The following is a 13,938-nucleotide window of genomic DNA, read 5'->3' as shown; positions in this document are numbered from 1 at the left end:
GCAGCCCCATTCGCCCCAGTTGACCTATGCCGCGTTGGTTCAATACTGCTGGCCCATGCCAAGAAGACATTCATTACGCACTGTCGCCCACGGTACGCTTACCAAGCTTAGAACGGTTAATCGCTCAACGCAACTATTTCGTCATCCATGCACCCCGGCAAGTGGGGAAAACCACGGCTATGCTGGCGTTAGCCAAACAACTCACCGAAAGCGGACAATACACCGCCGTGATGCTGTCAGTTGAAGTGGGCGCACCCTTCAGTCAAGACATTGCTGGTGCAGAAGAGGCTATTTTGGGGGCTTGGCGAGATAACATTTCCGTCCGTCTCCCACTCGAACTGCAACCGCCTGAGTGGACAGCGATGCAATCGGGACAGAAAATTCGGGCTGCTTTACAAGCTTGGGCACAAGTTTCATCTCGTCCTTTGGTCATTTTTATCGACGAAATTGACGCACTACAAGACCAAGCTTTGATTTCTATTCTGCGACAACTGCGCGATGGTTATCCCAATCGCCCGAAAGCGTTTCCGCAATCGGTGGGTTTAATTGGTTTGCGGGATGTTCGCGATTACAAAGTGGCTGCGGGGGGAAGCGATCGACTCAATACATCCAGTCCGTTTAATATTAAAGTGCGATCGATTACTCTGAGAGATTTTAATGCCTCAGAAGTCGCGGAACTCTACGCGCAACATACCCAAGATACCGGACAAGTTTTTACACCTGAAGCCGTAGCCTTAGCTTTTGAACTGACTCAGGGACAACCTTGGTTAGTGAATGCTTTGGCTAAGGAAATTGTAGAAGAATTAGTAACAGATGAATCTATAGAAATTACACCACAACATATTTTATCAGCTAAAGAAATTCTCATCAATCGGCAAGATACGCATTTGGATAGTTTGGCAGAACGACTGCGAGAAAACCGAGTCAAAGCTATTATCGAGCCGATGTTGGCGGGTTTGGAACTGGGCAATATCCCCAATGATGATATTCAGTTTTTAATCGATTTGGGTTTGTGTAAGATGGATGTTCAGGGTGGATTGACGATCGCCAATCCAATTTATCGGGAAGTTTTGCCCCGCGTGCTCACCGTAACGCCAATGGCTTCTCTACCCCAAATTGCACCGAGTTGGTTGACTAAGGCCGGCAAATTAGACACGCAAGCGTTACTCAAAACTTTTCTGGAATTTTGGCTGCAGCATGGCGAACCGTTACTCAAAAGTGCATCTTATCCCGAAATTGCACCGCATTTAGTGTTGATGGCGTTTCTGCATCGGGTGATTAATGGTGGGGGAACGTTGGAACGGGAATATGCGATCGGACGCGACCGAATGGATTTATGTTTGCGTTATGGTGAGGTAACGTTGGGAATTGAACTGAAGGTTTGGCGAACTCGGAAAGTCGATCCGTTGAGTAAAGGGTTGCAACAGTTAGATGGATATTTGGCTCGATTGGGACAAGATGAAGGGTGGTTGGTGATATTCGATCGACGCGAGAATGCGATCGAATTAGAAGAACGACTGAATACTGAAATTCATCTGACACCAATGGGGCGAACCGTTACAGTTATTCGTGCGTGAAGAAGTTGCGATAACGGAAAATTTCCAGATAACTAGGGGATTTAAATAGAGGTGTTAGGCAGACCAACTGTCTGTCTATACATGGGAAATTGGAAAATCACTTGCCAGTTATCCGTCTATTTGGTATAATTATTAGGATATATGGAAAAAGTCGGTCTAATTAATAGTTAAGCAGCTCTTGTATTCCTCCTAGTATTCTGACAGAAGTAGAGCTATTTGTAATTACAATGGATAACACAACAATTCTGTACAACTCTATTCAACGCATTTATAGAAGTGCAATGGTTGACCTCATTCGCAGTAATCTTGAGGCTCCCGATGCAGGAGGAATTGGAGCAGTTCAGAAGCTGTTCGCCAAGAAAAATCAGGAATCAGGTAGAACACAATGGGAGGAAATTAAGTCGGCAGCAGAACAAAGAAGATCAGGTGGGACAGGAGAATTGTCCACTCCTATAAGAGATGAGTACGAACTGATTGGCGTTGAGCATTTCTACAATATCTTTGAAACGCACTTCGAGATTTTATGTCCAGTTCATGCTACGAAGCCTAAAGCAGAGAAGAATCAAGCTCGTCAGGCTTTATTAACGTGGATCAAACAGATAAAAAATGTTAGAGATCCAATTTCGCACCCTACTACTGACGATATTAGCTACGATGACTCATGGAACGTTCTATACAATGCTCGCAAGACACTCGATTTCTGTTCACTTCCTAATGCCTCATCTCAGATATTACGCCTCCAGAAAAAACTTCTAGGTGGATTTTCGTATGACATGGAGTCCATATTGTCTGATCTGCCTCCACCTGATGAAGTAGTTATAGATTTCGTGGGGAGGCATTCTGAGCTTTTAACTTTAAATGAGTGGCTAAGTAATCGCCCGTCTAGACGTTGGGCGTTGTCTGGAGAAGGAGGAAAGGGCAAATCAGCAATTGCCTATGCTTTTGCTAAGTCGGTTGCAGGTAGGGAAGATCACGGTATAGATGGAGTCTTTTGGATGTCGGCAAAGCGGCGGCGTTTTGTAGAAGGGAGTACAGTTCTTATTGATAGACCAGATTTTTATAACAAGGAAACAGCTATATTTGCGATTCTCAGATTCTTTGGTGTTGAGCAGGAAGTTGCTGACGAAAATGCCGTATTCAGCCTTCTGACAGACTTTCCCTCTCTGTTAATTGTTGATGATATTGATACAGTAGAGACCGAAGGTGAGGATGCAATACAATTTTTGGTCATGACTGTTCCAGAACGTACGAAATCGATAGTGCTAGTCACCTCTCGACGAGCTATTTTTGGTATGGGTAATCTCACAACCCCAGTTAGAGGACTTACCCCCTCAGATGCAGAGGAATTTATCAAGTCTCGATGTGATTTCATAGGCATTTCTTCAAGCCACGTACTCGACTTCAAGGAAAAGCTCCTTGAAGTTACAGATTCATCACCACTTTTCCTTGAAGATCTGTTAAGGCTTACCAAAACTGGTTTATCAATTGAAAAAGCGATCGGCTTGTGGGCAAAAAAGCGTGGAATTGAAGCTAGAAAATACGCTATTCAGCGGGAATATGACCGATTAGATGATGATGCTCAACAGATTCTTTTAGCGCTTAGCGTTCATAGTCCATGTGATTCAGACACTCTTTGTCGAGGACTGGACTGGAGCGAGGAGAGGCTAGTAGATGCTTTACAGCAGTTACAAAAGATGTTTTTAATGCCGACTCATAATCCAAGTAGTGGCAAAAAAGGATTTATCCTTGGGCAGAATACGCGGCTTCTAGTACAAGATGTATTTAGTGGTACCGAGGCTTATCGTCGAATGGAGCGGTCAATCAAAGCAGTGACAGGAGAGTTACGAACACAGCGTTCAGAGGATCAACGGGTAAATGCACTGCTAAAGCAAGCTCGTTACCTAGCTCAGTCAAATTTAGAAGAGGCTGAAAAGACTGTAGAGGATGCAACGGAGCGGTACCCAGCTAGGTCTGACTTGTATGCAACACTTGCATGGATACAGCTAAAGTCAGAAAACTTGGCATCTGCACGTATAAACTTTAAAAGATCTCACGATTTAGGAGCTTGTAATGCAGATGCGTATTGGCATTGGTCTGCAATGGAATCCAGACTCAAAGAGTGGAATGCATCAATGAATGCTGCTGAACTTGGTGTAGCAAAATATCCTGAAGATCAAGGTTTACTGTTCCGCCTTGGTTATGCGCTTCATCGGCAAGGAAAAGAATTGATGAGCGAAGATGATTCTGATGCTGGACTGAAATATCTCAAACGTGCAAGAGTCTATTTAGATCGTGCGCTCAACCATAACAATCCAGATGTAAGAAACTACTCGTTGCAGTATCAGATATTTCGTGCAATGGCTCTTACGATTGAATCTATGGAGGATTGGTCTGCCTTACCAAGTCTTTTTGCAAGATGGGAATCTGAATGTCCGGAGGATAATGATCGAGAGACTGAGAGACAAAGGTTGATTCCAAAATGTCCCGCTCTCATTGAGCGCAGACGTAGAATGGATGCGTATCTCTAGGCTGGCATTATTAGAAATAGAATGTATCCTCTTCGACCCGCCTAACAACCCCGCTACACCGGAACGAATCTAACTTGTCGTTGGGATGTAAAGTTTGCCTGCGTCCGGTGAACGGGACTGTTATCTGGCAAACGCTGCCTGACCTTGGAGAGGATTCGGAATCTTGATCGAGAGCTTGACCTACAGAAAGTTGGTAGAATCAATAGACACGCTTCGATCGCGCACCATGCAACAAGCTAGTAGATCCAATCTTTTCACCAAACCTCAAACGAGGAGATGCTCAAATGCCATTGGCTGAACTAATGTCACAGATCCAGGAACTTTCAAAAATTGACAAGCTTCGCCTGATGCAGTTTCTGGCAACAGAACTGATCAAAGAAGAAGATGCAACAAACTTTTTTGTTGCCGATCGAGAGTATCCGGTCTGGTCGCCTTACAATTGCTCTGAGGCTGCCAATGTTTTAATGAATCTTCTGACGACAAAACAACAAGAACAGAATGATTGACGCTCAGAGATTTCCCTACAAAATCATTGACAGCAGTCTTGGCATGGTCGATCGAATGCCGTATCTGCCATTGACACTCAGCCTGAACGGTCAATCCTTGAACGCTGAGGGCTTACTAGATACAGGCGCAAGCGTTAATGTTTTGCCCTACGAGTTAGGGCTACAACTGGGCTTAGTCTGGGAAAATGAGACACTCTCAGTCGTATTGGCTGGGAATTTGGCTCGATTTGAAGCCCGCGCAGTCGTTGTTAATGCTCGAGTTAGTTCATTCCCAACGCTTAACCTGGCATTTGCCTGGACACAAGCAACCAATGTACCTTTGATTTTGGGGCAAGCTAATTTCTTCTTCGAGTTTGATGTCTGTTTCTTCCGGGCACGTTCAGAATTTGAAATCCGTCCTAAACAGAGTGAATAGAAATGAAGACACTCCAACTATACCGTTATCTCCTAAACGCAGCCTGACTTTGGAGATGGTTCGTAATCTCGATCGACAATTAAAGATTCCGGTGGATAAACGTCGGGCTACATTACCAACACTAATTGCTGCTTTATTCTAAAATTTATCAACCGATAAAAAAATCAAAATCCCTTCAATCGGTGAAAAACGGGAACGGGAATTGCGGTCTGGAGTGATTGTGATTGCGATCGACTACAGCTAGGACTTGATATGATACCTACGAGCAAGCCAACTGGTTGAGCCAACAATCCCCGTACCTTTAGGTCGGGGAGTGTCAACAACAACTATCAAGGCAACTCAACGGAACTCGGTTTAGCAATGTGAGGCAAGCCCCAGCCCAATTTTTCCCGCAAAATGTGGAAAAACTCAAAAGATTGCACCCGAATAAACCGGGCTTGGTACGGAGCTCGCTCAACTTGCACCCAATCCTCCGGCAGAACATAACATCCGCCGTTCCCGTCTACCACCATTACCAGGCGGGTCGGACTCGCCGGCAAAATCTTGATCGGCTCAGTGTTGGAAAACACCAAAGCCCGCGAAGCCATTGAATGCGGGCAAATAGGCAGCAACTGCAACACCGGCACTCCCGGAATGATCACAGGGCCGCCGGCAGAAAGGGCGTAAGCTGTCGATCCCGTGGGAGTCGAGATAATTACCCCATCTGCGGCAATGTCCACAGAGGCGTGCTGACCGATCGCCACTTCAAAATGACACATACAAGTCAGCGGTTCCCGGTGCAGCACCATTTCATTGAGACAAAGGGCTTCCCAGAGGCAGTCGTTGTCCCGAAACAGCCGCACCGCCAGCATCGATCTTTCTTCTATTTCGTATTCTCCGGCGATTACCTTTTCCAAAGCTTGCGGCAGCAAGTTCAGGTAAGTTTCTGTCAAAAAGCCCATGTGACCGGTATTGACAGTCAGCAGAGGCACCCCGATGGGAGCAACTTGGCGAAATGCCGACAGCACCGTACCGTCGCCGCCCAACACCACTGCAAACTCCATGTCGCTGTCAAAACCGGGGGGGACGAGTTGGTCGATCGGAGTGTGGCACATCGGGCGAGTCGGGCTAGAATAGCCCAGAATTCCTCCGGAACCAGAAACCGAGCAGACATCCCAGCCGCGGGCAGTCAGCTTGTCTTTCAACTCTGCGGCGATGCGACAAGCCACAGGTTTAACGTCGTTGTATATAATCCCAGCTTTCGGCACTTTAAAATGTAAAGGGCATCTTTTGTTTACTCCGTTTTTTCGTCTTAAGCTGCTCGTACTCTATTTCCTTGAGCTTCTTCATAATCAGATTAAAGTATTCTTCCAGATAAGATTCCAAAGTAGTAGTTTCTTTGGGATCGATGCCGAAGACACTGTAAACATCATCCATCGGAGCTTTCAAGGGTTTTCCGGCTGCCAAAACTTCTGAAAAAGCCAATCTGTCAGCTACGTTCCAACTCCACTGAAAGAACGTAGCTAATTTACGAGTAGCCTGCAACAAGACATCAGGGGTGCGCGTAATTTTGGCTTCCTTCCCTGACAGCCGTTCGCACAACCGCACGATTTCGTCAGCATCCCAAGCGCGATTCCCCACCACCGGAAAGCTTTTTTTCACGGTTTCGGGAACCGAAAGGGCCCGGATGGCAAATTTAGCAACGTCCTGAGTGTTCATGTAAGCAAGGGCGGACGGCTTGTTAGGCAGCCAGACTGCCTGATTGTCCAAAATCGGCATTGCATACAGGCTCAGCAGTCCTTGCAAAAAGCCGCAAGGTCTCAATATTGTGTAGTCTAAACCGGATTCTGCTAAGAACAGCTCGGTACAGCGCTTAATTTCCAACAAGGGGACTTGGGGATATTTCTCGGCGTCGAGAAAGGAAAAGAATATGTAACGCTTGATGCCTGCGGCTGCTGCTGCTTGGATCAGCGATACTTTTCCATCCCAGTCTACTCTTTTGATGCTGACAGAATCGCCGGCACTGGCGGTTGCTGCATCGATGATAGCACTGACGCCTTCTAGCGCCGGAGGCAGACTGTCTGGTTGGCAAAGGTTCCCGGGTACGAGTTCGGCGCCCCATTCTTTCAAAAAGGCTGCTTTTCTGTAACTTCTGACTAAACAGCGTACCTGGTAGCCCTCGTCTAGGGCGCGGCGGGCTATTTGGCGGCCGAGAGTGCCGGTGGCACCTACAATCAATAAAGTCATCTAGGGATTAATTTACGAATCTTAAACTTTCTATAAAATAGTATCAGGTCTTTCTCAGTTTTTTATAAAAACTTAACAAAAACGTGAAATTTTCTCATCAATCAAACATCGGGGCGCTCCCAGGCGCAAGGTGGATGTGCCTGGCGCGTCCCGCATCGGGGATGTGAGAGGAGTCAGTCGATTTTAGATTTTAGATTTTAGATTTTAGATTTTAGACTTCGGGCCCAGACGTTCGGCTCGCGCGAGCAGTCGAAGGATTTTAGATTTATTCCACAGATGAATCTGGGATATTGAACAAGAGTCGAAGGATTTTAGATTTTAGATTTTAGATTTTGGATTTTAGACTTCGGGCCCAGACGTTCGGCTCCCGCGAGCAGTCCAAGGATTTTAGATTTATTCCACAGATGAATCTGGACCGGGTTTTTCTAATCTTGCCAAGGCGGTTGCATGATTTTTATGTAGAAAAACCCGATTTCTGCTTCCGGTATAACTTACTCTCCGCCGCCTTGGAGTTTGAGCAGTAGGAAGCCTCCACCGATACCGACGAAAATTAAGGAAAAGGCCAAAAAGGCTGCGTTGAAAATTTCAGGGTTCATTAGTTTTAGAGTTCCTTGACGATCGTCAAATAAACATATTTTGACACTCTCCGCTGTGTTAGAGACGGGGATTCTTAATTCAGGGACCTACCTTAAAATTAGCTATCTCTTGCGAGCAATTCCTGAACTCTTTGACCGTACCAAAGTAACAACCAAACAGTCGAGTTTAGACAATCTGTGCGGGCCGACCTGAATCAAGCCTACTAGGATACTGGCCTAGAGTTTGGGCGTGTCGCGCCCTACTTTTTTATCCAATTTTTATCAACTCTCTAGCTCATACCGGATGGCATGGGTCTAGACACTCTTTGTTAATATCCCAGACAAAAATGTACATTATTGTTGTCTGCTTTGTAAAACTTGTCTAAACTTATCCAAAGTTTTCTTTAGATAATTAGTGTTTACTGACAATGCTGTTGGGGAGACGGCTAATCCCAAGATAAGTAGGCTATCCCCCGATCGCCAAAGCTTCTCAAGTAAAGATAACACTACGTGCGATCGCTAGTCAACTTACCTCAAGTAAATAAGTATAGGCAAGTAAGGATAACTTTTTGCCGCTTAAGTCTTACTCTTCCTTTCGCCGTGAAGTTGGCCTCGCCAAAGTAATCGCCGGCTTCTGCGGTCCCAAGCACTGGTTTTTCCCAATAGCCTGTTTAACTTCAGACGACACAGCTTTAAACTCGCACCCATTTAAAGGTGTCTTGACCGGCATAACATAGGTCCGGGAAACCAGGAACACAGGCCAGTCAACAAAGCTTATGGTTTCCCAAAAGCCCACACTGTACCCTACGGGTTAGTGTGGGTAGTTGACTCGACATTACTACTTCTTTCTCGATCGTTCCACTTGCCGATCGCGGTTTAACGTATCTACGGTTTTACAGCCTGTGTGATGCAAGAGATTTTACTATATCAAGCGAATAATATCAACAATCAGCATCCAAGAACTTAACAGGGAGTGTAAAGCCGGCTGTTAGCTTTGATGCATGGTGTCGCAATCGCGAGGTTTTCAGCAGTTTTTGGCTGTTTTTGGCAAACGAGCTAGCTAAATGCTAAGATTTCAGTGCGGAAATTCCTGTATTTTGTTGGAGAGAACTGCCTTGAGTCTCGATCGGGAATCAAAACTAGCTGTAACTCTGGGAGATCCGGCGGGAATTGGCCCGGAAGTGATTCTCAAGGCATTGGCAGATCCCGCTGCTGCTTTGAAGGTGACGGTTCTAGGCTCTAGAATAGTGTTGCAGCAAACATACGAGAAGTTGCGATCGAGCAATCCAGCAGCAAAAGCGGCAAATCCCGAAACATTAAACATTATTGATATCGAACCAGATAGCAAGTGGGGCGAAATTGTCCCCGGTGTCGGGAGTGCAGCTAGCGGGGCGGCTAGCTTTGCTTACATGGAAAGCGCGATCGCCCGTACCATCGCCGGCGAATTCTCCGCGATCGTCACAGGCCCGATTTCCAAAACTTGCTGGCAGGCGGCAGGTTACAATTATCCCGGACAAACAGAGCTCCTCGCAGAAAGGGCAAAATCGCAGCGCTTCGGAATGCTGTTTGCCGCCACATCTCCCCACAGTGGCTGGACCCTGGTAACTTTACTCGCAACCACACATATTTCCCTCCGTCAAGTCCCCGATGCTTTGACTCCAGAATTGCTGAGCGAAAAACTAGAATTGCTGGTAGAGTGTTTGCGGGAAGATTTTGGGCTCGAAAGACCGAAAATTGCGATTTCTGGCTTAAATCCTCACAGCGGTGAAAATGGCAAACTGGGAAATGAAGAGCAAGACTGGATGATACCTTGGTTGGAAACGCAGCGCGATCGCTTTCCTCAAGTGCAGTTAGACGGGCCAGTACCCCCCGATACCCTGTGGGTAAAACCTGCTAAAGTTTGGTACGGTTTAGCCACAGAAGCTCACGACGGTTACTTGGCAATGTACCACGACCAAGGGTTGATTCCAGTAAAATTGATGGCTTTCGACAAAGCCGTCAACACTACAATTGGCTTGCCTTTTGTCCGCACATCTCCGGATCACGGCACAGCTTTTGATATTGTAGGTCAAGGGATTGCAGATGCCTCCAGCATGAAGGCAGCATTGCAGTTAGCGGCCCAATTGGCTAGTCGCAGAAAAGCACTTAAAATAGGGCGCTAGCTTTAGTAAGCCTGACGCTGGCTGCGAAAAATTGTGTCATTCCTCTTGATGTTCGCTGGCGCGAGGCGGCAAGCAAGCTGGTCATTTGAGTCGATCGGTTAAAATCAGATTTGGGTAGCACAGTATGGCAGCACTTAATGATAATTCAGACCAAAGATATCAGTCAGAAAAACAGGTTTCTGATGCAACTTTGGCAAGTCCTAAAGCTGGAGAGCAACTTCAGGAATTGCTAACCATACTGAGTGAATTGCAGTTATTGAAGAAATCTAAAAAGGAACCCAGCAAGCTGAAGTTACCGCTTTCTGACAAGTCGGTCGAGCAACTTAAGGACGAGGAAAATCGGCGCAATCAATTCTCTTTTCGGATCGAACCATCGGCTATTGTACCTGAAGTATTGACTAATAATGAAAAGATACCATCTCAAAGACGACAAAACAATAATGAGGAATCCGGTTTATCTAGAACCGCAGAGGTAGCAAAAAAATATCGACCGTCGGAGGAAGAATTAGAACAAGCAGTGGAGGAGTTTAAACGGTTGCACCAACTGCTGTTTGAAAGGGATTTGCCGGAATTTTACAGTAATGCTTTGAGCGTGGAAGAAAGGTTAGAAAATTTTGAGAAGCTGATGTCTGAACCGAAAGAGTTGATGAATTTACTGAGAGGGTTAATTCCTGAGTTAGTGAGAGAAGAGTTAGAAGGGTTGAAGTCTGAATTGAAAAAGGCGATCGAAGTCGCGAGCAATAATAAAATTAATCGCCTCGAATTGCAGACAAAAATAGCGGATTTGGAAAATCAAATTGCTAACTTCCACCAGCAACTGCCGAATTCAGAACAGTTAATGCAACGGCTGATGTTGGTGGTGGGCGAGCTGCTCAACCGCAAACTAGAGGAGTCTAAGTTAGAGGTAGCTTCGGCGATCGCACCGACAGTTAATCAAGTAATTAACAATCAAAACAAAGTTGAAGAACACGTAGTAAGAATTGAAGATAGAGTTGCGAATATTCAGCAGCGTTACCATCAGCAACCAGAAGATTTAATCAAGCAGCTAGTGCCGATAGTGAGCGAGTTGCTGAACCGCAAAATTAGTGAATTAAAATCAGAGGTGATAGCAACTGTCGCACCCTCTGTACAAGTAAGAATAGCTTGGGTAGAAATAGAAGAAAAAGTATTGAACATCATCGAGGGCAGGCTGGCTGCGCAACAGTCGCCAATTCAGAAGCCAGAAGAGATAAGGGCGATGCTAATGCCAGCAATAACTGATTTGCTGAACCAGAAAATCGATGAATCAAAATTAGAGGTAGCAGCGGCGATCGAACCTTTGATAGAATCATCAATTCTTCCAAAAGAAGTTCAAGGAAAATTGAGCGACGTAGAAAGTAGACTAAATAATCTCCAGCGACAGCAAAAGTTTCAGCCGGAAGAAATAATGGCAAGGTTGATGCCCTTAATGATTGAGTCGCTGAACCGGAAAATCGACGAGACAAAGTTAGAGGTGAGAGAGGCGATGGCGCCGGCTGTCAACACCGCGATTCAAAACAGCGGTATAGCAGCACAAATATTAAACAATGAAAATAAGATTGTCGAAGTTCATCAGCAAGTTTTAGCCGAGATAGAAGGGTTGATGGCAAGAATAATGCCAGTGATTGTAGAAATGCTGTCCCGAAACATCGAGGAAGCAAAGCTAGAGATAGAATCTGCGATCGCCCCCACTGTCGATGCAATCATTCAGCATAAAAAGATCGATAAAAGACTCGGGAAGATCGAACAACAGATTGTGGCGATCGAACACCGGATTTATGAATCGACAGACTTGTTTACAGATTTACTGAAACCTTTGATTGACGAGCTGATGGTTAGCCATCACGCCCAGCTAGAAAAGTCGGTGATCGCATCTATTTTACCATTGTTAGATGAAGTTGTAGGTTATAATTACCGACTCAACGATAAAGTAGGGGAACTCGAGCGCAAAATTACTGATGCTGAATGGGGAGGCAATCGGGAAGAATTAATCGACCGAATTAAAATCATGTTTCCCGAAATGATGATCCAAACAATTAAGGAGTCGAGAAAATCATTTGCCGAAACCATAACTCCGATAATTGATGAAGTAATTAATACCAAAACCCGAGAAAACAGGCAATCGATGGGAGTAGCCATATCGCCGGCTATTCCTGTGGGAATCAGCCACAGAATCAGTGAATCGCCCGATGAAATTGCCATGGCGATCGCGCCGGAAATGGCCGCCGCTATCAAACAGCAAATTCATCTCAAGCGAGAAGCTATGTCGGATGCACTTTATCCGATCGTCGGCAGCACGATTTTAAAATACCTCTCTGAGAGGATGCGGGAGATTAATGAAAAACTGGAATCATCTTTAAGTCCCGAGCGAATTAGTCGCAAAATTAAAGCCAAGTTGCAGGGAATTTCTGAAGCAGAATTGCTGATGAAAGAAACAACTCCACTGACTGTGAAAGCTGTCTTTTTAATTCAAGGAGAATCGGGCTTAGTAATTTCAGCAGTGCAGCCGTCGGAACGCGAACAGCTAGAATCAGACATGGTAGCGGGGATGCTGACTGCTATTCGCGCTTTTGTCAATGATTGCAGATCTCAGTCTGGAAATTTTGCAGAGATTGATGCTATAGAATACGGCACATCTAAGATAGTATTGGAAGTAGCGGGTTCGTGTTATCTGGCAGTAGTTATGCAAGGAGAAACCCGCCAGTGGTTTAAGTACAAAATGCGATCTATATTCAAAAAGATTGTTCAAGAATACGGGGCTCAAATCCAGTCATTTAAAGGCGATCCAGCCACTGTGCCGGCCGAAGTAAACTCGAACTTGCAAAAATTAATCGATACAGAGGTAAAAGTTAAATCTCCTAAACTGCCAATTTTACCAATTATCGGTTTGGCAGCATTAGGTTTAATTGGCGTACCTTGGGGAATTCATCAATACCGCAGCGGAGTTGAAGCGAGCTTAGAAGCAGATACGAATTTAGCTTTACAATCTGCTCCGGAGTTATCGGTTTATCGCCTCGCGGCAAATGTTAAAGATAAAATATTGGAGCTTTCTGGACGAGTGCCGAATCAAAAGCTGCGATCGAAAGCCGAAAAAATAGCTCAGCAAGCGGCTCCCAAATCAAGAATTGAAAATAAAATTATAGCCGTTGAAGTACCTCCCGATCCGGTTTTAGTCGAAGCCGATGTCAAGCGGACGGCAGCTCTTTTGAATAAAGTAGAAAGCATTGATATCTCGGCTCGCTATACAGAGGGAAAAGTCGCCATTGCAGGCAGTGTGAGCCAAGTCCCAGATGCTCAGAAAATAACTCAAGCTTTTGAGAAAATTCCGGGGGTGAAGTCTGTAACAAATACAGTGATAATAGGAACTCAACCGCAGCCAAAAAGAATGGCAGTTCGCGTGTATTTCGATGCCGGCTCGGCAAGTGTGCAGGCGAAAGACGTAGCACAAAAGCTTAGCAAAGTCAAGGAATATATGGAGGGAAATAGCACGAAGAATTTAAGGATAATTGGCTACAGCGATTTTAAAAGCACTCCGACCGAAAATCAAAAGTTGGCACTGGAAAGGGCGACAAATGTGAAAGGTATTTTGGTTAAACAAGGGATAAATGGCAACAGAATACAAGTTGCTTCTACTAAGGGTCGTCCCGAAGGTGTGGAACCAAATCAACCGCTGTGGCTGAGCAGATTAGTAATATTTGAAGTGATAAATTAAAATGGGGAATTGGGAATTGGGAATGGGGAATAGGGGATCGGGCACCGGGCATCGGGCCTGGTTAATGGGGAATTTTCCCTAATGACTAATGACTTATTTCTCTTAATTTATAGTAACTGGCAAGAAGGTTAGGACATTTTTTATCGCTGAAAATATTGCTCTGACTGCATTTCCCTTCTTCCTTCTTTGTTCTTCCTTCTTCCTTCTTCCTTCTTCCTT

The 13,938-nt window shown here is 45.3% G+C and carries 10 protein-coding genes; 7 read left to right on the top strand and 3 right to left on the bottom strand.

The window, feature by feature from the left end; translation table 11 throughout:
- The first annotated feature begins 26 nt into the window (after nucleotides 1-26).
- From QUB56_RS07305 to QUB56_RS07285, 5 genes are all read left to right on the top strand, one after another.
- Nucleotides 27-1,577: an ATP-binding protein gene (locus QUB56_RS07305; protein ID WP_332954400.1), complete on the top strand. Its 1,551-nt coding sequence runs from the start codon at nucleotides 27-29 to the stop codon at nucleotides 1,575-1,577.
- A 227-nt stretch (nucleotides 1,578-1,804) separates the two neighbouring features.
- A complete protein-coding gene (locus QUB56_RS07300) occupies nucleotides 1,805-4,105 on the top strand; it encodes a hypothetical protein (RefSeq protein ID WP_332954398.1) in 2,301 nt (766 codons plus the stop codon).
- Between the two features lie 284 nt (nucleotides 4,106-4,389).
- Nucleotides 4,390-4,611: a hypothetical protein gene (locus QUB56_RS07295; protein WP_332954397.1), complete on the top strand. Its 222-nt coding sequence runs from the start codon at nucleotides 4,390-4,392 to the stop codon at nucleotides 4,609-4,611.
- A complete protein-coding gene (locus QUB56_RS07290; RefSeq protein ID WP_332954395.1) occupies nucleotides 4,604-5,026 on the top strand; it encodes an aspartyl protease family protein in 423 nt (140 codons plus the stop codon). The genes QUB56_RS07295 and QUB56_RS07290 overlap by 8 nt, the downstream gene beginning before the upstream one ends.
- A complete protein-coding gene (locus QUB56_RS07285) occupies nucleotides 5,019-5,168 on the top strand; it encodes a hypothetical protein (RefSeq protein WP_332954392.1) in 150 nt (49 codons plus the stop codon). Before QUB56_RS07290 ends, QUB56_RS07285 begins: the two co-directional genes overlap by 8 nt.
- Nucleotides 5,169-5,355: 187 nt before the next feature.
- On the opposite strand, the gene QUB56_RS07280 is transcribed toward QUB56_RS07285, so the two are convergent.
- The 3 genes from QUB56_RS07280 to petM all read right to left on the bottom strand — a co-directional run bounded on the left by QUB56_RS07280 (nucleotide 5,356) and on the right by petM (nucleotide 7,848).
- Nucleotides 5,356-6,273, bottom strand: a complete 918-nt coding sequence (locus tag QUB56_RS07280) for an NAD(+) kinase (RefSeq protein WP_332954391.1) — start codon at nucleotides 6,271-6,273, stop codon at nucleotides 5,356-5,358.
- 1 nt (nucleotide 6,274) lies between these two features.
- The gene (locus QUB56_RS07275) at nucleotides 6,275-7,252 is read right to left on the bottom strand and encodes an SDR family oxidoreductase (RefSeq protein WP_332954390.1); all 978 of its coding nucleotides are present in this window, start codon (nucleotides 7,250-7,252) and stop codon (nucleotides 6,275-6,277) included.
- A 491-nt stretch (nucleotides 7,253-7,743) separates the two neighbouring features.
- Nucleotides 7,744-7,848 (bottom strand): cytochrome b6-f complex subunit PetM, encoded by a 105-nt coding sequence (gene petM, locus QUB56_RS07270; protein ID WP_332954388.1) that lies wholly within the window; start codon nucleotides 7,846-7,848, stop codon nucleotides 7,744-7,746.
- 1,043 nt (nucleotides 7,849-8,891) lie between these two features.
- On the opposite strand from petM, the gene pdxA reads away from it, so the two are divergent.
- Both pdxA and QUB56_RS07260 read left to right on the top strand, forming a co-directional pair.
- Nucleotides 8,892-9,989, top strand: coding sequence for a 4-hydroxythreonine-4-phosphate dehydrogenase PdxA (gene pdxA / locus QUB56_RS07265; protein ID WP_332954386.1), 1,098 nt, complete (start codon nucleotides 8,892-8,894; stop codon nucleotides 9,987-9,989).
- Between the two features lie 124 nt (nucleotides 9,990-10,113).
- On the top strand, nucleotides 10,114-13,719 hold the full coding sequence (locus tag QUB56_RS07260; protein WP_332954385.1) for an OmpA family protein: 3,606 nt from the start codon (nucleotides 10,114-10,116) through the stop codon (nucleotides 13,717-13,719).
- The last annotated feature ends 219 nt before the right edge of the window (nucleotides 13,720-13,938 follow it).

The sequence above is a fragment of the Microcoleus sp. AR_TQ3_B6 genome, assembly GCF_036702785.1.
Classification (GTDB): Bacteria; Cyanobacteriota; Cyanobacteriia; order Cyanobacteriales; family Microcoleaceae; genus Microcoleus.
Note: the sequence above shows the minus strand (reverse complement) of the source record. Positions and strands in the feature narration are given on the sequence as shown.